Genomic DNA, 21682 nt, shown 5'->3' with positions numbered 1-21682 from the left:
GATTAAATTACTTGTACAGCCCCTTTACCAAGAATATTTTCTAAATGCGCTACAACTTCAGTACCCGGATCGATCCAAAATTTTTCTTCGGTTTTAATCACTCGCCGGCTGTTTACCAAATGAAGATATACGACGGCATCACCGTGGTAACGGGAAAAAATCTTCTTTAGTGAATCAAACACCTCGCCTGTTTCCTGGTTTTTGTAAACCCGTAAACGTACCTCCGGCTGACACTGATCAATGGTAGTGATGTCCTCGGCAATCATTTTAACGCTGTCATCGCTAATGTTCAGCCGCCCCAAAATCACTACCGGGCTGTCAGGAATGAGCAGTTGGTGTGTTTTATCGAAAATCCGCGGGAAAACAACCACTTCCACCCGGCTGGTAAAATCCTCAACATCCAGAAAGCACATTGTTTCACCTCTCTTGGTTACAATGCGTTTGGAGCTGCTGATCAATCCGGCTATTCTGAGCAGCTTTCCTTCAGTAAGCTCGCCGCCGTCCAGGCGGTCAATCGGCGTATAACCGCTCATTTTATCGCGGTACTTATCCAGCGGGTGACCGGTAATATAAAAGCCGGTCATTTCTTTCTCCAGCGCGAGAATTTGCTCCTGGGGAATCTCCTCAATATCAGGCAGAATAATTTCATCGGCGCTGTCCATGGCGTCTTCGCAAAACAACCCGATCTGACCGCTGGCCTTATCCCGCTGCCGGCAGGCGGCCGCTTCCACCGACCGCTCTAAAACCGCCAGCAATTGAGAACGGCGGGCGCCCAGCGAATCGAAAGCGCCGCATTTGATTAAACTCTCAATCACCCGTTTATTTACAATCCGCATATCAACCCGGGTACAAAAGTCAATCAGCGATTTGAACTTTTCCTGGTCATTGCGGGCGGCAATCAAATGATGAATGGCATTTTCACCAACATTTTTTACTGCCGCCAGGCCAAAACGAATGGAATCCCCGTCAACGCTAAAGGCCGCCTTGCTGGCGTCGATATCCGGCGGCAACACGGCAATCCCCATGCGCCGGCATTCTTCAATATAAAAGCCGACTTTTTCATTCGCCCCCATCACGCTGGACAACAGGGCAGCCATAAACTCCTGCGGGTAATGGGCCTTTAGATAAGCAGTCTGATAAGCCACCAGGGCATAGGCCGCACTGTGGGACTTATTAAAGCCGTAATCGGCGAAATGGGCCATCAGGTCAAAAATCTCCGCCGCCAGTCCGGGCTCAAGCGACCGCTCCCTGGCGCCGCGCAGAAAGTTGTCCCGCTGCGCGTCCAGTACCGAATGCTTTTTCTTCCCCATAGCCCGGCGCAGCAAATCAGCCTGCCCCAATGTAAATCCCGCCAGTACTGAGGCAATCTGCATGACCTGCTCCTGATAAAGAATTACTCCGAAGGTCTCCTTTAAAATGGGCTCAAGCAGAGGATGCAGATATGTCACTGTTTTACGGCCATGACGCCCGTTTATGAAATCGGCCACCATACCGCTGCCCAGAGGGCCTGGCCGGTATAGCGCCACCAATGGGATTAAATCGGCAAAGCCCTCCGGCTTAAGCTCCTTGACCAGACTGGTCATGCCGCTTGATTCCATCTGAAATACGCCGGCGGTATCTCCCCCGGCCAGCATTTCGGCCACTTTATCATCCTTGAGGGGAATCGCTTCCATATCCAAATGGATCCCCCGGTTGCTCCGGATCAATTCCAGCGCATCGCCAATGACCGTCAGGGTCCTGAGGCCCAGTAAATCCATTTTTAGCAGGCCGATTTCCTCAACCCGGTCTTTATCATACTGCGTGGTGACAAAACCTTCGGCAGAATTCTGCAGCGGTACATAGGCAGTTAAAGGCTCCTTCGAAATGACCAGACCGGCAGCATGAGTGGAGGCATGGCGGGGCAGCCCTTCAACCGCCATGGCCAAATCAACCAGTTTTTGCACAGCAGGTTCATTATGGTAAGCTTGCTTTAAATCCTGATTATTCTTTAAGGCCTTATCCAGGGTGATTCCCAGCTCATTGGGAATCATCTTAGCGATCCGGTCAACTTCGCCATAGGTCATGTTAAGGGCCCGGCCAACATCGCGAATGGCGGCTTTAGCCGCCATGGTGCCAAACGTAATAATTTGCGCCACATGGTCGGCGCCATACCGTTCGGCCACATAGTCAATAACCTTAGCCCGCTTTACATAACAAAAGTCAATGTCAATATCAGGCATGGTAACCCGTTCAGGATTCAAAAACCGTTCAAACAGCAGCCCGTACTGTAGAGGATCAATATTGGTTATGCCCAGCAGGTAGGCCACAATACTGCCGGCCGCCGAACCGCGGCCCGGGCCTACCGGAATTTCATTCTGTCTGGCATAATTGATAAAATCCCAGACAATTAAGAAATAACTGGCATAGTCCATCTTGCCAATCACCGACAACTCAAAGTCAAGCCGTTCCGTAACTTCCGCCGTTATTTCCGGAAACCGCCTCACCAGGTTTTGCTCACAAAGCTGGCGCAGGTAGGCATCGGCCGTTAAGCCGGCCGGTACCGGAAATTCCGGTAAATGAAGCTTGCCGAATTCAAATTCCACCTTGCAGCGTTCAGCAATCTTCACTGTATTGGCTAAAGCCTCGTCGTGACCGCTAAACAAGCCGGCCATTTCCTGAGCGCTTTTTAAGTAGAATTCATTGCTGGGAAATTTCAGACGGGACTGGTCGTCAACCGTTTTGCCCATTTGGATGCAAAGCAGCACATCATGGCATTCGCCGTCCGCCTTGTTGATATAGTGCAAATCATTGGTCGCTACCAGTCCGATATCCAGTTTCCGGGCCAGTTCAACCAAAAACGCGTTAACCTTTTTTTGTTCCGGAATCCCATGATCCTGCAATTCCAGAAAGAAATTGCCGTCGCCGAAAATTTCCTTGTATTCGGCGGCCACCTTTTCCGCAGCTATTTTATCCCCCTTTAAAAAATAGGCTGGGATTTCTCCGGCAATGCAGGCGCTCAAACAAATCAGGCCTTCACTGTATTGACGCAGCAATTCCCGGTCAATCCGGGGCTTATAATAAAAACCCTCGGTATAACCGCGCGATACAATTTCCACCAGATTCTTATAACCGGTATTGTTTTCGGCCAGCAGCACCAAATGATAATAGGCCTCGCCCTCAACCGCGCTTTTTTCCAGCCGGGAACGCGGCGCTACATAAACTTCGCAGCCAATCACCGGATTGATGCCATGTTTTTGGGCCTGCTTATAAAAATCAATCACCCCATACATGGAACCATGGTCGGTTATGGCAATTGCCGGCATGCCCAGCTCCTTGGCCCTGATGATCAGGTGCTCGATTCTGCTGGCGCCGTCCAGCAGACTATATTCGGTATGAACATGAAGATGGACAAAATTTTGATTAGAATGGACAACATTCATTTCAGGCGATACCTCTCATCAAAAAACTTGGGGAAACAGAGCTCAAAATAAAATATTAAACTACTTCGACAGAATACTGATAAAATCCTTCGCCCAACCATTAAGACTACGTTAACTTAACGCCCTGCAATGATAAAAAAACACCTTAGCGCTCCAAGCCTTCCTGGCAGATCGGATAAATATTGCTTGAAAATCAGAGTCCCGGCAGGTATTCACGCGATATTTGTGGAATAAAGTTTGGTTACATTTAATTAAAGAGGTGTTGCCGCTTTGTATAGAATCGGGATTTTACAACTTACGCAAAACCTGGACGATGCCGTCAGAGGATTTAAGCAAGGATTGAATGACGCCGGCATTTCAGCTGAATTTCATTATTTGAACGCCGATGGCAACCTGGCTGAGCTGCCAAAGCTGGCCGAAGAGCTGGCCGGTCTGGAAGTCGACCTGATTTTTGCCTGCTCAACGCCGGCCGCCAAAGCCGCTGCCGGGTTAGCCGCGCCAATACCGGTAGTCTTTACGCCGGTATTTGACCCCGTCGGGGCCGGGCTTGTCCGGTCCATGAGCAAGCCGGGCGGCAAAGCTACCGGCATGGCGGGCATGGTGAAAGCAGCCGCCAAGGTAGAGTTTATCCAACAGTTGCTGCCGGCCGCCCAAAAAATTGGTATCCTCTATCATACAACCGACGCCAATTCGCTGCTGGAAACTGAAAACTTCCGCACCGCTGCCGCCGGCTTTTTTGAACTAACCGAACTGCCTGTGCACACACCGGAGGAGCTTTCCCTGCTGGAGAATATTCTGCCGCCGGGGTTAGACGGATTGTTCATTCCCATTGGCCGGGTCATCGAGGAGAACTTTGCCAGCATCGTTTATTATACCGATGCACGAAGCCTGCCGATCATCGCCTCACATGCCCCGAACGTTCCGGCCGGCGCCCTGGGCGCTTTAACCGCCAATCACCAGAGCCTGGGCCGGGCCTGTTCGGCGCAGGCGGTGCAGATTCTGCAAGGCGCTTCACCTGCGGCTATACCTGTAGGCATAGTAGAAAATCCTGAAATATTGCTCAATCAGTTTTCAGCCGACAGCCTGGGCATCGAGCTGCCCGCCGTTCTGCTCGCGGCAGCTCAGGAAGTTTACGAATAACCCCGGCATTAGTATACGCTAAATGCTATGATCGTCAAGGAGATGAAGCTATGTTGTTATCACGTCAATCGGTCGAATTGTTAGCTCCCGCCGGGTCGCGGGAAGTTCTGGAAGCAGCAATTGACGCCGGAGCCGATGCCGTTTATTTAGGCGGTAAGCGCTTTAATATGCGTATGCATCGCACCGATACCAATTTTGATGACAAAGCACTGGCAGAGGCCATCAATTACGCCCATAGACACAATGTAAAACTGTATGTAACCGTCAATAACTTAATCAGCGACCGCGAACTTGACAGTATGCGCGACTATTTAAAACTGCTTGGCCAAATCCGGCCGGATGCCTTGATTGTCCAGGATCTTGCCATTCTGGAGCTGGCCAGGGAATTGGATTTGCCAGTGCCGCTGCACGCCTCGGTAATGATGAATACGCACAATGAATACGCCGTCCGCAAGCTGCAGGAATATGGAATTACCAGGGTTGTCGCCAGCCGGGAAATGAGTTTGGCTCAACTGACTTTGCTCAAAGAGCGTACCGGCATTGAAATTGAATATTTCGTACATGGCGATATGTGTGTGGCGCAAAGCGGCCAATGCCTGCATTCAGGCGTGGTATTCGGCCAAAGCTCCAACCGCGGCCGCTGCTTAAAGCCCTGCCGCTGGCCTTATCAGTTGATCGATGGTGCAACCGGACAGGCGGTCGGCGACGCCGACCCGGGTCCTTATAAACTGGCGCAGAAAGATATGTGTATGTACCGTCACTTGCCGGAATTGATTCAGTCCGGAGTTTGTTCATTTAAGATTGAGGGACGGATGCGGACAGCGGATTTTGTCAAACACATTGTGACCATTTACCGTAAAGCCATTGACAACTACATCGCCAATCCCGCAGGCTATCATATCGACCAGCGCGACTGGGACGACCTGCAGGAAAATCGGTCCCGCGACTTTTCCACCTGCTATGCCCTGGGCAATCCCGGAGCCTCGGCCATTGGCTATACCGGAGAACGTGAACCGCGCTTCTTTAGTCAGGCCGTTACCGAAGCCGGGCTGAACACCCCGGCCGGCATCGACGCCAAGCCGGCGGCCAAGGCTGCCGCCAGCCCCGGCCTGTCAGTTCGCGTCGCCGACCTGGACGGCCTGACAGCCGCTTGCCAAAGCGGCGCAGACATTGTTTACGTCGGCGGCGAAGCCTTTCAACCGGCGAAACCATGGTCACTCGGCCAAATTGCCCGGGCGGTGGCGGTGGCTGCTGAATGTAACGTCAAATTAATCGTAACCACGCCCCGGATAACCATGGAGCGGGAAAGCAGCGAGCTTGAACAGCTGTTCACAGGACTAAATGACATTCAGCCCCATGGGCTGATGGTCAGCAACATCGGTATGTTGAATCTGGCCCGCAACTACACTGACCTTCCGCTGTACACCGATTTTTCCTTCAATATCTTTAACCATCTCAGCGCTCAATTGCTGAAAAATAACGGCGCCGTCCAGGCCGCCATTTCACCGGAAGCAACTTATGATCAAATCAAGGCGCTGATTGCCCGGTCCGCCCTGCCGCTTGAACTTATTGTTCATGGCCCGCTTGAAGCAATGGTGATGGATCATTGCATCCCTTCCGCCGTCATCGGTTTCGACTTTGATACCAGTCCGGCTGCTTATCACAGACAGTTTGAACTGTTAGATACAGCCGGACAGAAACATCCGATAAAAATTGACCAGTATGGCCGCAATCATGTGTTATTTGCCAAAGACCTTTGCCTGCTGGCCTATTTGCCGGGCCTGAACGGCCTTGCTTCCTGCCGGATTGAAGGTCAGCATTATGCCCCTGAGCTGGTGGGATTATTGACCGGCGCTTATCGTGAGCAGTTGAACAGGCTGCATGCACCTGAACCTGATTATACAGCCGGCCGACTTGAGCAAATTGCCGCCGCCAGCCCCCGGGAGCTGGGAATCGGCGCCTTCCGCTACCGGATTTCCCGCTAGAAACCCCGGTTTGTTCAAAAACCAACGTTATGAGGTGATCGTATGGCCAGCTACATTGGTCCGGCAGAAATTTTAAATAAAAAGCGGAAATATCTGATTCCCTGTGTTTATCACTTTTATCAGCAGCCTATGCAATTGGTCCGCGGCCAAATGCAATATCTCTATGACCAGACCGGCAAACAATATCTGGATTGTTTCGCCGGAGTCTCAGTCGTCAACTGCGGACACTGCAATCCACAAATCACCAAGGCGATCTGTGAGCAGGTCAATACCCTGCAGCATACCACTACCATCTACCTGACCGAAACCATCGTGAATTTGGCGGAACGCTTAGCCGGCTTGACGCCTGGCCGGCTGCAAAAATCCTTTTTCTGCGCCAGCGGTACTGAGGCGAATGAAGGAGCAGCCCTGCTGGCTTCCATTTATACCGGCAAGCATGAATTTATCAGCATGCGCCAGGGCCTGCACGGCCGCACCAAATTAACCATGAATCTAACCGGCCTGAGCTTCTGGCGCACAGACACCAATCCGATGGGCGGCATCAGCTTTGCCCCCAATGCTTACTGTTACCGCTGTCCAATGCACAAACGTTACCCGGAATGCGACCTGGCCTGCGCCAATGAGATCGAAACCGTCATCCAGACAGCTACGTCCGGCCAGGTAGCCGCCCTGATTGCGGAGCCAATCCAGGGCAACGGCGGGATCATCACCCCACCGCCCGGCTACTTTAAGCGGATGAAGGAAATTCTGGATAAGTACAATATTTTGCTGATCATTGACGAGGTTCAAACCGGTTTTGGCCGTACCGGTAAAATGTTCGCTATTGAGCATTATGAGGTTGAACCTGACATTATGACGATGGCCAAAGCTTTAGCCAACGGCACGCCGGTAGGGGCGTTTACTGCCCGTCCGGAAATTGCCGACAAATATACCCGTCCCGGCGCCTCTACACTGGGCGGCAATCCGGTAACCGCCGCCGCCGCGCTGGCCACACTTGACGTTATCACCGGCCAGAACCTGCCGGCCCGGGCGGCCGAGCTGGGCCAGCACCTCAAAAACGGGCTGCTCCGGCTCCAGGAAAAACACCCGTTCATCGGAGATGTGCGCGGTCTGGGATTAATGCTGGGAGCAGAGCTGGTTTTAGCTGATCAAACGCCGGCAATCAAAGAAATCGATATTGTTCTGGAAAAGATGAAAGACCGGGGCTTTCTGGTAGGGAAAAATGGTCCCAACCGGAATGTCCTGGCCTTCCAACCGCCGCTGGTTATCACACAAGCCAATCTTGACGATCTGCTCAATCACCTCGATGATGTGCTTTCCAGTTTGTAACCGCTGATTTATCCCTGCATCATCCGTTTCGTACGGGCCGGTTTAACACTGGCGCGTACGTCTTTTTTTCCGACAAAATGCGTCAGGGAGTACTGGCGCCTTACCCCCAGCCGCGTTCCATGAGCGACAAAGACCATAATTGCAGCTACAGCCCAAACGGCGGCAAAAATCCGCCCGGCCGGCCGGACAACAAAATCAGGCAAAACCATGGAAAAGATCGTCAGCATTGCGGTGATGGCGATCAAGCTGATGAATGACCCGAAATTACTGACTTTATTTTTAAACAATTGTCTCATAACGACACTCCCATCCATCCGGTGAAATCGGCAGCAACCCCCGCTGCCACTATTATATGAAACTTTTCGCCCGGATATTACCAGCTTGTGTTGCGAAAAATAGCCTCGCCATTATCCTCCGTTTTAGTGCTGACAAGGTGGCTTCAACGATTATCCGCTGCTGTTGAGCCAGGGTTCAGCTTACTTCAACCGGAATTAATGCAGGATTTAGTGCAGCCGGTAACGGCAACAGAACGAGCAGCGAAGGAGCGCTAGATGAAACAAACATTTTCGATTCAAGAAAAGGCCGGACAGTTTGCCTGCATCCTGTTCCCGATCCTGATTACCCAGCTTTCTCTGGCTTCGGCTGTCTTTGTCGATACCGTCATGTCCGGCAGGGTCAGTTCCGTTGACCTGGCCGGGGTTGCTATCGGCGTAAATATCTGGCAGCCGCTGTTTAACGGCTTAAATGGCGTCATTATTGGTATAACGCCCATTCTGGCCCAATTGCATGGCGCCGGGAAAAAGAACGATATCCCGTTCGTCGTTGTCCAAGGATTGTATTTTGCCGCGGCATTGTCTGTTGTAGTGATTGCCGCCGGAGGGCTGCTGCTTACACCACTACTAACCCTAGTGAATTTTGATCCGCTGGTTTATCGGATCGGCCACGATTTCCTGGCGGCTATTGCGCTTGGCATCTTCCCCCTCTTTATCGCATCGCTATTGCGCAGTTTCCTGGATTCCCTGGGCTATACCAGAGTAACCATGCTGATTATCCTGTGCGCCCTGCCCATTAATATACTGCTTAACTACTTATTGATTTTCGGAAATTTTGGTTTTCCCCGGTTGGGCGGAGCGGGCGCAGGTTATGCTTCGGCAATCACCTATTGGTGCATCGCCCTGATTCTTATCATCGTTGTCCATAAAGCGGAACCGTTTAAAAGCTATCATATTTTCCGCCGGTTTTACCGCATATCTTTCCCGGCCTGGAAAGAACAGCTCAACATCGGCCTGCCGATTGGCCTTGCCATCTTTTGTGAAATGAGTATTTTTGGCGTTGTCGCCCTGCTGATGGCTAACTTTGGAACAATGACGATTGCCGCTCACCAGGCTGCCATTAATTTTGTTTCCCTGATCTACATGGTGCCGCTGAGCATCGGCATTGCCCTGACCATCTGCGTTGGCTTTGAAGTCGGGGCCGGCCGGCATGAGGCGGCCAGGCAATATTCTTACTTGGGACTTGGCATGGCAATTGCCGTCAGCCTTGCTTTTGCCGCCGTCCTGTCGGTTTATAAAAACGAGATCGCCGGATTATATTCTGCTGACCGTCAGATGCTGACGCTGATCGGGAATTTTTTAGGCTACGCTATCTTTTTTCAGCTCTCCGACGCCATTGCCGCGCCTATCCAGGGAGCCTTGCGGGGTTATAAGGATGTTACGGCCGCCTTTCTCATTGCGGTAGTTTCTTACTGGGGAATCGGCCTGCCGGCCGGCTACCTGCTTGCCGAATACTCTTCCTATGGGGCTTATGGCTACTGGATCGGGTTTATTGCCGGCTTGGCCGCGGGAGCAGCGGCTCTGGCCATCCGCTTAGCCCTGATCCAAAAGAAAAGGACTGTTGCAGCATAGGTATTTTACCTGTGCCACGACAGCCTGGTTTAATAGCGTTTCCTTTAGGCCAGCTTGCAATAAACCGTTGCTTTACCTGCCAATAATGATCGTACTGATCAGGTCTTCAATCAACCGCAAACCGCCGTTAAACCCGGCATAACCGCGTTCGATAACGGCCCGGTTAGCGACAGGAAAGCTGACGCTTAAATGGGCTGCGCCAATATCTTTAGCCAATTCCCGATCCAGGGCGCTGCCGATGACGAAAGACGGCGATAAGGAATTGCGATATTTGCCGCAGCCGCCTTGCCGGTTATTCCAGTACTCTTTTACCTGGCGTCTAATGTCATTGGTATCGGTGGAAAAGATAATTTCAGGCGGCAGGCCGGACGGCAGGGAAACAATACTTGCCGCCAGTTGTTCCTGCTGCTCAGGAATAAAAGCGTCAGTGAAAACCACCACCTGCGGCAGCCAGCCCAAATCCTCAATCAAAAAGCGATTGATGGCAGGGGCGTAATTGGCGTCGCCAATGACCGCGGCATAACGCTGTAAATCCATATCATTAAAACAGTCGGTAAGCGGATCAAGCAGCCGGTAGTAGCGCTGCCCGGCATGATCAATAACAGCCTCAACCTTGATCCGGTCAAGCTGCAGTGCTTGCCCTACCGCCTGAATGAAAGCACTGCTGGCTGAAGGTCCGACCGGCAGCGGCAAAGAAATATAGGGTATACCATGAGTTTGCCGGGCATATTCCGCCGCCGCCAGGCCATAGACCTCGGATACGACAATATTTAATTCAGCCAGACCGGCCTGTTTAATATTTTCAAGCGAATCCTCCGCCGTAAAGAAGGTGTTGACCTCCAGCCCCAGCTGCAGTAACAGTTCGCGCAAAGCGGTTAAATTCCCCCGCCAGAATACATCGTAAAACGGCGGTACACCCCATAAATTCACTTTGCCTTTTACCGTCCGGGCCGCAACCGGCGCATAGTATTTCCAAATGCTTTCCAGCACCAGATCATAACCGGTATAGGAATTGCCCTTAAACCCGCCAGTTTCGGCTGAAACGATTGACACACCGTCCGCCCGGAATTGATTGACCACCGCGCCGATATCATCGCCAATGACTTCAGTAACACAGCTTGTGAGAATAAAATATAAATCCCCATCCATGACATCCAGTGAATTGCGCACCTGCTCTTCGAGACGATCAGTGCCGCCAAATACCACTTCGCGTTCCTGAACATTGGATCCCGGCATGCTCAGTCCGCCGCAGTAGCCGCCAACCTGCAGTCCGCAGCCGCCTGACTGCGTCCAGGTTGCATTGCCGGCGCAGCCGGGCGGGGCATGCAAAATCGGTATGGTACGCGGTAAAGCCTGGACTGTGGCAATCGCCCCGCCCAGCGCACAGGTATAACGGGGCCGTTCAATATAATTACGCATCTTATTCCACCTCCGCCTGCCGGATATAGCTAAACGGATCCTGCTCATACCATTTGCTGCGATAAGGAAGGCGCGTCCACTCGCTAAGTTTCCGGTTGAATACCGGGTTTTGCAATTGACGGTACAAACGGCGCGCCAGCTCATAGACGCCTTTATATCCGATATACTGCAAACCGACATTATAGATTACGTGGGTTGCCACCCCTGACTTCGCGGCGGTGGCATTGCCGTTCATATGGCCCAAAAAGATATCCGGCTTGATACGCCGCAATAAATTGGCTTCTTCAAACGGCTGGCAATTGGCGATATTTAAGGGTATTTCTTTGGCAGTGACCCTAATCAGTTTCTCATATTCGCTGTCGGCAAACTCATCATGATGAAAAGAACGCACTGCCACCACTTCAAAGCCAAGCTCAGCCAATAATATCGCAGTCGATAACGCCCGGAACTCACCGGCGCTGACAAAGGCCTTTTTACCAGCAAACAACGATCTGAATTCGGTCAGGGCCGCTGTTAACTCCTGTTCTTCAGCAGCGATTAATTCTTCCGCTTGCTGCGCCTTACCGAAATGGGCGGCAATATCCCGCAGCCATAAACCGGTATTTTCTATGCCAATTGGCATATGGCGCAACACATAGGGAATACCGTACTTTTCCTCAAGGTATTGCAACAAATAATCGTCATGGGTGGGACAGGTGCTAACCGAAAGCCGGGCCTTGGTAATCGCCGTCATTTGGTCAGGCCGGGCAAACACCGGAAAAACATTTACGTCAAATCCCAGCGCATTCAGCAGCCGTTCCAGTTCGATTTCGTCCACCCGTCCCATGGAAGACACATTCATCAGATTAACTGCCGGTCTTTCGGACTGTCCGGCCTGACTTTCCTCAGCCGGGTCCTGCAAAAAAGCCCGCCCAATGGCATGGTAAACGGCATCATAGGCGGTAGCCCAGATTTTAGTTTTGAAGCCTTCGCAATGCACCGGCAGAATATGCGCTTTAATTTCAGGCTGTAGTTGCTGCGCCACCCCGTCAATATCATCACCGATAATTCCAGGGACACAGCTGCCGACAACAAAGATAATTTGCGGATTATACCGTTCGTCGATCTCCCGGATAGCCCCGGCCAGTTTTTCCTCGCCGCCGCCAATGACATCCGGTTCCGACAGCGCGGTGGAAATCCAGCTGGCATCCTTAACCACGCCCCAGCGGTGGGTATTGCCTGAACGCACGCCAGCATTGCCGCCGTGTGAGGATGAGCCGCAGCCGATAGCTCCATGCATTAATACCACACTATTGGGAATGCTGTTCATCATGCCTAAGGCCGGCAACAGCAGGCAAATCGAATTCTGGGTAAAAGACCGTTCGCCATCCGGCAGACAGCAACTCATTTTACGGTTTGCCAGCTTATCCAGAGTACCGCCGCAGGCAATGCAGGCGTTCAGCCGCGCTTCGCGCCGCGGCGGTTCTTTCTGATCAAAAAAATTCATTACAACATAACCTCCTGTTTCCAACCATTCTGCATGTTTTATACTAAAACGGCCTGCCTGCCCCGCAGTTGATAAATGCAACGACGTTTTCCAACGGCACAGCCGGCGGAATGTCACACCCCGGCATTAAGACAAAACGATCATCATAAGCCGCCTCCAGACATTTTAGCGCCGCCGCCCGTACTTGGGCCGCTGACCCGTCCTTCAGCAACACAGGATTGACATTGCCGGCCAGCGCTATTTTGCCTTGCAAAACCCGCCGGGCCTGCGCCAGATCCACCTTATAGTCAACAGATAATAAATCCACGCCCAACTGCGGGGCTAAATACAGCCTGTCGCCAATATTGCCGCAAATATGCAGCGTTATGAAGGCATCCTGCTCCTTTAGCCTGGTTATTACTTTCTGAAGATAAGGGGCGACAAACTCTTCAAAATGTTTGAGTGATATTAAATCACCTGAAGCCGTCGGCTCGGCGATTGACAACATCGCCGCACCCCGCTCAACCGCCGGTGCCAGATAGCGGAAACAAACCTCGGTCATAACTTCCATTAACGCCCGAATTCCCTGTTTATCTTTATACAGCCCGGACATTAACCGCTCTACGCCATAAAATTGCCCGGCCAGCGTAAATGGTCCCCAGCAGGAGGTACCGATCAGATAATCACTGCCAATCCGCTGACTTACTGCACCAATGATCGACCTGATATGGACAATCCATTCATGGGCATCAATTCTAGCCAGGTCAACATGATCCAGATCGCTAATACTGCCAAACGCCGGTTCATCCACATCAATATTGCCCTGAGGGCGGAATTTAATTTTTCCGCCGAAAATATGAACCAGCAGGTTGTGAAACCCCGATCCGGGCCAAACGATATCAGACTTTACAGTCCGGTTTATTTCGCATATGATTCCTGCCGCCAGTTCAGGCTGATCCAGCGCTTCTTTCAATGTCAGGTTCCGCTGTCTAAATGTCCAGGTGGCTCCTGACAATAGCGCCGCCGCCGGACGGCTTGGGGGGCGGCCGCTGCCTTTAATGGCCCGGAGAATAATTTCCTTTGCTTTCATCATGGCCCTCCTCTTGACGATGATAGTATCTTCTGCGCCGTCGGTTAGAAGCTCAAACAACTTACGAATAATTTATCGAAGTCCTCAATCGTGGCCAGTTCAAGCACTTCAACCGCAGCTACAACCTCACTAATTTCCCGCCTGGACGGATAATTTAATAAAAACGCCTGACCGCCGGTTTTGGAAGTGTTGCCCTGAAACTCGATTTTATGATGAAAATCCGGCGGCAGCATGCCGATATTGATTAAGCTTTCCGGATTTAGATGATAGCCGAACGATCCCGCAATGTATACCCGGTCAACCATTTCCGGCCTAACCCCGTTTTTTGCCAGCAAAGCCTCAATGCCGGCTCTGATTGCCCCTTTAGCCAACTGGACCTGCCGGATATCCTTTTGCGATAAAAAAACACCGTCAGCAACCTGAAATACCGTTTTTCCTTCTTTTTTCAACAGCTGCCCGGCAAGCTCCGGCCTGCTTGGCGAAGGCTGCAGCTTACCATTTTTTTGAATACAACCATGCTTAACCAGCTCACCAACAATATCCAGCAGTCCACTGCCGCAGATGCCAATGGGTTTTTGCCCGCCGATCGTTTTCAGTTCAACCGCACCGTTACCGGTAATGGCAAACCGTTCAACAGCCCCCGGCGCCGCCCGCATCCCGTTCCCAATGTTCATTCCTTCAAAAGCCGGGCCAGCGGCGGTAGAGGTGGCAATGAGCTTCCCATTATTGGCCAGCACCATTTCGCCATTTGTGCCAACATCAACAAATAAAGTCACCCCCTGCTGCTGTTGAAGACGGGCAGCCAAAATTCCCGATGTAATATCTGCCCCGACATAAGCTGACATGATTGGCGGTACATAGATCCGGGCCAAGGGGCTGACCGAAATTTCATAATCCCCGGCCAAATGCTGACTGCCGCCCCTGAATTCCGGAGTATAAGGATATTTACCCAATGACGCCGGACTGACGCCTAGAGCCAAATGCAGCATGCAGGTATTGCCGCTAAATATAATCTCATAAATCCGGCTGGCTGCTATATTGGTTTGCAATGTCAAATCAGCAATCAGTCGGTTAAGTACGCCAATAAAGTCAGTATGCATAACCGCCAGCCCTTGTGCAGTTGAAGCAAACTTTATCCGGGATAATACATCCTGCGCCTGGTGACTCTGCGGATTGAGGCTGGAAACAGTTCCCAGTTCCCGCCCGCTAATCAAATCAAACAGTGCGGCCACCAGAGTTGTTGTGCCGATATCAACAACCAGTCCATAGCACTCCCTGGCAGTATCAGCAGCCTCCAAGCCCAGCAGCCGGCCGCCGGCCCATACTTCAGTACTGTCCCGGACGGTGTCGTAGCGCTTGCTGACGGCACTGTCAATCTCAATAGCCCGGCTGACGCCATGCTGAATAATCCGGACATTGCGGCTATCCTGCCTGGAAGAAACTTCAACGGTAAGGTCTCTGTCCACTATGGTGGTACAAGCCAGTACAATCCTTTGCCGCCGCTCTTCAGCGCTAATCTGGGAAGATGCTCCGGCGGGCTGAATCAGGCTTTCCGGCTGTACAATCCGCACTTTGCATTTACCGCAGGTTCCCGTTCCATTACACGGCGATTCCACCAGCATTCCCCCCTGCCGCGCCGCTTCCAGCAGCGACGCGCCTGATTCTATGGTCAACGATACCGTCGTATCCTCCCGGAAAAATGTAACGTCAGGCATCCTATTCCTCCCTAACGGCTGCGGTCATTGCCTGAATATGCGCCAGCCTGGTCGAAGTGCTCAGGCCGCAAGCCGGTGAAATAATATCCACGCCGTTTCCAACCAGGATACGGGCCCGTTCAGCCACCTTTTCGGTTGGCCCGTATTCCAGCAAATAAGTACTTAAATTACCCATTGTCGTAAGGCTGGGAAAATCGCATTTTAGCCGCTGCAAGTCGACAATTGCATCCGTGCTAATGGCATTCGCCTTGATTTCCGGGATTAACTGCCACACCGAGCGCATATTGCCGCAAATATGAACAATCACTGGCGCGCCCTGCGCATGAACGGCTGAAATTATTTTATTGATATATCTTACTGCGTACTCTTCAAACATTTTTGGTCCTAAAATCTCGCCGGTTGCCGTAGGATCGCCGATGGAAATAGCGGTTGCCCCCTGGTCAATCAGCTCTTTGGCAAAACCAATCAATAAATCACTGACATAATCCAGAACACGGTGGGCGCCGTCCCGGCTTTTGCGCAGCTCTTTCAAAAACGGCACCGGATCGACCAGGGAAGCTGCTGTGCTGATTGGCCCTGTCAGGTTGCCAATCACCGGATAATCAGGCTGCTGTTTTGACAGCAGATAAGTTGCCTGAATTACCGTTTCCATCCGTCCCGCCTCCAGCATAGCAGGGATATTCTTAAGAGTTACATCATTTACTGAAGCATAGATTTCCCGGACAATCTTGGGTTCGCAAGCCAGCGTGCCATAGGTAACTTCACTGCCCAGCACTTCAGCTTCTACTGTCATGCAAAAGGGAATGCCAAGATTTTCAAAGCCCGTATGACGCGAAACGGCAAGAGCCAGTTCAGCCATTAAGCCGGCGTCACTGTGGGCTTCCGGCAAACTATGGCCGGTAGCGCTCATTACTTCCACAATGGCGGCATTCATCATTCCGCCTGTGCAAATCACCGGCGGGCGGTCCGTACTCTGCTTTGCCAGGACCCTGGTTAATCTTTCCTCTGGACTCAGTACGCTCACTTTAGACACTCCTAACCAATCGTTGTTAAATCCGGGGGATAATGCAGCGGTATTTCCCACAACGGGAACACACGGCAATCTGTCCAGCGGTTGATTTTGCTGTAGTTATTGAAGCGTTCAATTAATGTCTATCCGGTCAGCTGCCATTACGCGGCGCCACCGGCCAGTTTACGGGCAATCCTTACAGCTTCGGCGGCATTGGAAGCATAAGCATCAGCGCCAATTTTATCTGCAAAGGCCTGCGATATCGGCCCGCCGCCAATCATTACTTTAAACTTAGTCCTCAGTTGCTCGGCATCAAGCAATCTGATGACCTCGGCCATACCGTCCATCGTTGTTGTCATCAGCGTTGACATCGCAATAATGTGTGCTTTTTCTTCCTGGGCAACATCTACAAACCGCCGGGGTGGAATATCGCGGCCCAGGTCTATCACATTGTAGCCTGAAGTTTCCAGCATAATTTTGACTAAATTTTTGCCAATATCGTGGGTATCTCCTTCAACTACGCCAATAACAACAATTTGTTTTTCGCCTTTATTTTGTATTTTCAAATGAGGCTTTAATATCTCAAGTCCGGCGTACATGGCATCGGAACACATCAACAGTTCAGGAATAAAATATTCCTCATCCTCAAACAGCTGCCCGGCTCTGCTCATTCCGTCCGACAATCCTTGATCAATCGCCAGATAAGCATCAATATTCCGCTCCACGATTTCCCGGGCAAGCGCCACGGTCTTTTCCTCATCCATATCCACGACTGCATCTGATAATTGCTTAATTAACAGTTCCTCGGTTTGCGACATGTTCATACCTCCAGTTGATATTTTGCATAAGAATAGGCTAAGAAAAATCTGCTTCAAGATTTTTCTTAGCCTTCAGTTTTCTGATCAGCCAACTTCTTTCGTTCGTTGCTGCAACCACCTTTTGACCTGAGCCGGCAGCCGGTCCTTCGCCAAAACCAGATTTCTTAACGCAATATAGACTGGCCTTTACCCTCCTGGACAACAGCAACTCCGTGCGCTGCCGTTGTTCAATACAAAAAACTGAAGTCCAAGAATATCCGTACAAGGAATTTTCTTAGCCTTCAGTTTATCTCCTGATCAGCCCAAAATATTTTGATGTAATAATACACCGCCCGCCGGCCTTTGTCAATAGCAATCTCCCTTCCCGTTGGTTTAGGAATCAGCCGTCGGTTCCTGTTTCCGCCATAAATTAGTCCCGTCAACAAGCCCGGCTTTCAGCTTACCGCAATACTAAACAAACCGTCCGTCATCCTTAGTGTCAGCCAATTTGTGAATATTTTTCCCAAACCAGCCGATTCGGGCCGGCTGCCGGTCATCAAACGCCGGAACATAGGGTTTGATATCCAGCAGCGGAGTACCGTCAATCATATCCACATCACAAATCTCCAGGCGGCTGCCGGCTACTTTGGTCAGCCGTACCACGGAAAAGCCAATGGGATTAGGGCGGCCTGGCGCACGAGTGGCAAAAATCCCGTGCAGTTCATCATCCAAAAAGGGTTTTACCAATAATGCGCCTGCCGCGCTAATCAAATGCAAATGATAAATCAGAATCAAATGGGAAAACCCCGCCAGATCCTTTAGTCCTTCGGCGTAACGGGACTCAAGCTCAATACTGCCAGGAATGCCGCTGGCGGCAGTCGGCTGAATCGGCGTGCCTTTGGGCTCGGTAAAGGGCGAATGGATAATGCCGATTGGCTGATACTGAATCAATCAACTCACCTCTAATGCTAATATTGCTCCCGGCGATCAGCGGCAGCAGCCGGAGCGGCAGGAGCCGCCGCTACCGGAACAACCGGCCCCGGCTGAGCGCAGCACACTGTTTCTGATAAACCGCCCTCTTTTGCCGTAAGCCTGTAGAGCTTTATCAATTGAGCTGGCTACCGTAAGGGCAATAACACCATAATTGCGCAGCTGCTGCTCAGCGCCGGGACCAATTTGGGCCGCCAGCACAACTTCAACATCTGCTAGTAATTCGGCGGCTCTTTGCTGATGTCCTCCACCCCCGCCGGAGCAGCCGGCAATACTTGCCCGCTGTTCAATCAGCTGGTATTCTCCGTTTTCCTGCACTTCGTAGATGAAAAATTCCCTGGCTTTGCCAAAATGTTCATTAATCACCACTCCATCCGTACTGACCACAGCCACCTTTGCCATAATACTCAGCTCCTTGTCATTTTTGTAAAATAGGGGAACGGGTTAACGTTTCCGCTTTCATCAGCGATAGGTATCCAGCACTTTGCCGTAAATGTCTTCAATCAGCCTCAGACCGCCATTATAGCCGGCATAGCCGCAGTTTAAAACCAGCCGGTACTGAACCGGCACACTGACAATTAACAAGTCTGCCCCGATTTCCCCGGCCAAATCCCGTTCCCAGGCGCTGCCGACAATGAGTGAACGGTGCTTATGGCTATCCTTTCGTATTTCAGCCTGCACCGCTCCCGCATCAATCACAAAGGCAACTTCCGCCGAACGGTATTCGGATATTTGCCGGAACTGCTGTTTAATCAGGTCATAATACTCCTCCGGCGTGTCGTCGACAATATACTGTTTGGCCGGAATAAGGCCCAGCTCATTCAGCAAAAATTTGGACAGGCCAATCGCATAACCGGCATCCAAAATGGTATAGAAGCGACGGGGCAGCCCATACCGGAACTCCAGCATAAAACTGGCGGTTCTTTCAATATGCATGTAAAACCGTTCTTCTTCTTGTTGAATAAAGAATTCAGCCTGCTCATTGTCCAGGCCGCCGAACTCCGCCACCTGGCGCAAAAACCTGGTCGTTTCCAAGCCACCGACCGGCAGATAGGGAAAATGAACGTAAGGCGTATGATATTTTCCCTCCAAATGCCGGGCGATACCTAATCCGGCCCAGGTGTTAACCACAATGTTGAACTCGGCCTGGGGAATGCTTTTCCACTCCTCAATGCCCTGGGAACCAGCCCCAAACAAAATATTCACTGTGAGACCAATGCCTTCCAGAATCCTTTTTATTTCCTCCAGATTTCCACTCCAGAAAGGGTCCTGGTAGGGAATGGCCGCAAATACATTAACCAGCCCTTTAATTACGCCTCTTCCTGTTTTGAATTTATCCACATACTGATCGATGATAGCAGTTACCACCGTTTCGTGGCTGCGGTAATTATTGCTTTTAAACCCGCCGGTTTCCACATAAACAACAGGATGGCCCTGGTCCTGGTAAGCGCCGGCGACCTGCCCCACATCATCGCCGATAATATCCGAGGTACAGCCGGTAAGGACAACAAACAAATCGGCGTCAATGACCTGCAAAGCCCCGGCTATAACGTCCTTTAATCTAGCCTCGCCGCCAAACACAATCTCAGTTTCGCTGGCATTGGTACACGGTACAGTGTTCCCGCCGGCATAACCTTCCCCCTGGCCCAACAGGCGGTTGATTTTATCGCCGCAGCCTGGCCCGGCATGTAAAACAGGCACAGCCCGTTTAATGGCAACAACCGATTGTTGCGCTCCCAACGCGCAGGAATAGCGCGGCTGTTCAATAAACCTTGACATTTAAGTCACTCCTAAGAAATGAAAATGGATTTTGCGCCAGCCACCATTTGGTATAAGGCATAGTGCTGCGCCTGGCTAAATTTGTGACAAACTCTCTATTGTCAAGGGTTTCTAAAATCCGTTCGGCATAATTCAGCAATCCCTGGTAACCAAAACTAAATTGTTCGTCCCCGATAAGCAAGGTGGGAATGCCCAGCTTGGCGCCCCAAAGTGTCATTCCGCCGTGCCGGGCAATCATGATATCCGGCCTGACCCTGTTTAGGATATTGACAAGCTCATAAGCCTGTTTATTGCATACATTGTAATTCGGCACATCACCGTAAGTCTGCACCGCCTGCGCCAAAGCGTCCGAACCGGGTTCCCCGTTGTCATAAATAGGATCATGATGAAAGATTGCCGCTCCCTGCACTTCCATCCTCAACTCCCGCAGCAAAGCAATTAAGGAATGCCCGTGCGCGGCGCCGGCCGTCAGATAAGCCGTCTTGCCCTGCAGTTTTTCCCGGTAGGCTTCAAGTGCAGGCATTATCCGCTCACGCTCCCGCCGAATGATTTTTTCGACCGCAGCTTCACGGCCCAGCACCCGTCCCAACTCCCTCAGCCATTGATCGGTGCCGGCTATTCCGTAGGCGGGCGGCGATTTAATTTCCGGCACACCATAAACCTGTTCCAGCGCCGCCCCCAGATAAGTGCCCAGTGTAGGGCAGATCTGAATGGTCGCAGCCGCCTCGGCGATGCGCTCCAGCTGGGCTACGGTTGAAAAAGGCATGATATATTCGGCTTCATACCCCAATTCCTGAAGTAACTCATCAAAAATATGACTGCCCCAGAAATTAATAATGTTGATTTTATTCGACTTTTTTTCCGGCGGTTTTACAATCCTGCGCACAACGGCATGATAAGCGGCGTCAAAACCTGTCGTCCAGATTTTCGACTTAAAGCCCTCACAAAAGCAGGCTACTACCGGTATGCCCAGCTCATCTGACAGCTCATTGGCCACCCCTTCGACATCATCGCCGATAATTCCCGAGGCGCAGGAGGTAGTAATAAAAATTGCCTTGGGCTGCACTTTCCGGGCTGCCGTACGAATGGTATCCTCCAGCTTCCGGACAGCGCCAAAAATAGTGTCATTTTCTTCAATATTGGTATTAAAATACCGTCCAATGGCCGGCGGCAAGCCTCTTTCCATCTGACCAACCCGGTATACAAAATTAAAAGTGAAAAAATCTCCGGCGCAGCCGATTGGTGCATGATTAACCACACAGGCATCGGTAATCATGGATAACTGGCAAAAGGCGTTGCCGGAGCTGCAGCCCATACATTGGCTGAAACTGCGGTCACTGTCTTTTAAAGTTCCGGCGCGGGAACAGCCGGTCAGTTCCGCCGCTGTTCCGGCAAAACCGGTGATGGACCCCAGCCTGGCCTCCCTGGTGCGGACCTCAGCTTCTTTGATGTTGATTGTATGCATACTTACCTCCTGAAAACGCTGGTTACGCCGGTGCTTTCAGCCGCTGGGCTGAACTGACGTCAGAACTGGAATCCCCAGGCCTAACCGGCTCCCTTCTTATCCAATCTCGATAACCATAAAAAAAGCAGAAACTCCAGGTAAAAGGTTACCCGGAGCCTCTGCCTTTTTACAGTCAG

The 21682-nt window shown here is 51.4% G+C and carries 16 protein-coding genes; 4 read left to right on the top strand and 12 right to left on the bottom strand.

Annotation, left to right across the window (positions count from 1 at the left end; all coding sequences use genetic code 11):
- Positions 1 to 2 precede the first annotated feature (2 nt).
- The gene (locus BLR06_RS09270) at positions 3 to 3419 is read right to left on the bottom strand and encodes a DNA polymerase III subunit alpha (protein ID WP_092071884.1); all 3417 of its coding nucleotides are present in this window, start codon (positions 3417 to 3419) and stop codon (positions 3 to 5) included.
- A 270-nt stretch (positions 3420 to 3689) separates the two neighbouring features.
- Between BLR06_RS09270 and BLR06_RS09265 the strand changes: the two genes are divergently transcribed.
- Genes BLR06_RS09265 through BLR06_RS09255 form a run of 3 tightly spaced genes read left to right on the top strand, consistent with a single transcriptional unit; the run spans position 3690 to position 7873 of the window.
- Positions 3690 to 4559: an ABC transporter substrate-binding protein gene (locus BLR06_RS09265; protein ID WP_092071881.1), complete on the top strand. Its 870-nt coding sequence runs from the start codon at positions 3690 to 3692 to the stop codon at positions 4557 to 4559.
- A gap of 50 nt (positions 4560 to 4609) precedes the next feature.
- The gene (locus tag BLR06_RS09260) at positions 4610 to 6544 is read left to right on the top strand and encodes a peptidase U32 family protein (protein ID WP_092071878.1); all 1935 of its coding nucleotides are present in this window, start codon (positions 4610 to 4612) and stop codon (positions 6542 to 6544) included.
- Positions 6545 to 6586: 42 nt separating this feature from the next.
- Positions 6587 to 7873, top strand: coding sequence for an aspartate aminotransferase family protein (locus BLR06_RS09255; protein ID WP_092071875.1), 1287 nt, complete (start codon positions 6587 to 6589; stop codon positions 7871 to 7873).
- Between the two features lie 8 nt (positions 7874 to 7881).
- Here the strand turns inward: BLR06_RS09255 and BLR06_RS09250 are convergent, their stop codons facing one another.
- Positions 7882 to 8169: a hypothetical protein gene (locus BLR06_RS09250; RefSeq protein ID WP_092071872.1), complete on the bottom strand. Its 288-nt coding sequence runs from the start codon at positions 8167 to 8169 to the stop codon at positions 7882 to 7884.
- A 255-nt stretch (positions 8170 to 8424) separates the two neighbouring features.
- Here BLR06_RS09250 and BLR06_RS09245 point away from each other — a divergent pair, with 255 nt between their 5' ends.
- Positions 8425 to 9777: an MATE family efflux transporter gene (locus BLR06_RS09245; RefSeq protein WP_092071869.1), complete on the top strand. Its 1353-nt coding sequence runs from the start codon at positions 8425 to 8427 to the stop codon at positions 9775 to 9777.
- Between the two features lie 72 nt (positions 9778 to 9849).
- Here the strand turns inward: BLR06_RS09245 and BLR06_RS09240 are convergent, their stop codons facing one another.
- The 10 genes from BLR06_RS09240 to BLR06_RS09190 form a co-directional block, all read right to left on the bottom strand.
- Positions 9850 to 11196 carry a nitrogenase component 1 gene (locus tag BLR06_RS09240; RefSeq protein ID WP_092071866.1) on the bottom strand — a complete coding sequence of 449 codons (1347 nt, stop codon included), beginning with the start codon at positions 11194 to 11196 and terminating at the stop codon, positions 9850 to 9852.
- Between the two features lies 1 nt (position 11197).
- Positions 11198 to 12682 carry a nitrogenase component 1 gene (locus BLR06_RS09235; protein WP_092071863.1) on the bottom strand — a complete coding sequence of 495 codons (1485 nt, stop codon included), beginning with the start codon at positions 12680 to 12682 and terminating at the stop codon, positions 11198 to 11200.
- Between the two features lie 43 nt (positions 12683 to 12725).
- Positions 12726 to 13754 (bottom strand): uroporphyrinogen decarboxylase family protein, encoded by a 1029-nt coding sequence (locus BLR06_RS09230; RefSeq protein ID WP_245698091.1) that lies wholly within the window; start codon positions 13752 to 13754, stop codon positions 12726 to 12728.
- Between the two features lie 41 nt (positions 13755 to 13795).
- On the bottom strand, positions 13796 to 15466 hold the full coding sequence (locus BLR06_RS09225; RefSeq protein ID WP_092071857.1) for an ASKHA domain-containing protein: 1671 nt from the start codon (positions 15464 to 15466) through the stop codon (positions 13796 to 13798).
- A 1-nt stretch (position 15467) separates the two neighbouring features.
- Positions 15468 to 16490 carry a uroporphyrinogen decarboxylase family protein gene (locus BLR06_RS09220; RefSeq protein WP_092071854.1) on the bottom strand — a complete coding sequence of 341 codons (1023 nt, stop codon included), beginning with the start codon at positions 16488 to 16490 and terminating at the stop codon, positions 15468 to 15470.
- A gap of 146 nt (positions 16491 to 16636) precedes the next feature.
- Entirely contained in the window at positions 16637 to 17293 is a 657-nt protein-coding gene (locus BLR06_RS09215; RefSeq protein ID WP_092071851.1) for a corrinoid protein, read from the bottom strand.
- A gap of 450 nt (positions 17294 to 17743) precedes the next feature.
- Positions 17744 to 18223 (bottom strand): tRNA (N6-threonylcarbamoyladenosine(37)-N6)-methyltransferase TrmO, encoded by a 480-nt coding sequence (gene tsaA / locus BLR06_RS09205; RefSeq protein ID WP_092071846.1) that lies wholly within the window; start codon positions 18221 to 18223, stop codon positions 17744 to 17746.
- 36 nt (positions 18224 to 18259) lie between these two features.
- Complete coding sequence (locus BLR06_RS09200) at positions 18260 to 18664, bottom strand: NifB/NifX family molybdenum-iron cluster-binding protein (RefSeq protein WP_092071843.1); 405 nt, start codon at positions 18662 to 18664, stop codon at positions 18260 to 18262.
- Positions 18665 to 18724: 60 nt separating this feature from the next.
- Positions 18725 to 20041: a nitrogenase component 1 gene (locus BLR06_RS09195; RefSeq protein ID WP_092071840.1), complete on the bottom strand. Its 1317-nt coding sequence runs from the start codon at positions 20039 to 20041 to the stop codon at positions 18725 to 18727.
- Positions 20025 to 21506 (bottom strand): nitrogenase component 1, encoded by a 1482-nt coding sequence (locus BLR06_RS09190; protein WP_092071837.1) that lies wholly within the window; start codon positions 21504 to 21506, stop codon positions 20025 to 20027. The genes BLR06_RS09195 and BLR06_RS09190 overlap by 17 nt, the downstream gene beginning before the upstream one ends.
- Positions 21507 to 21682 lie beyond the last annotated feature (176 nt).

Origin of the sequence: Dendrosporobacter quercicolus, from assembly GCF_900104455.1 — a bacterium.
In the GTDB taxonomy this organism is placed as follows: Bacteria; Bacillota; Negativicutes; order DSM-1736; family Dendrosporobacteraceae; genus Dendrosporobacter; species Dendrosporobacter quercicolus.
This window is presented reverse-complemented; position numbering and strand designations above follow the sequence as displayed.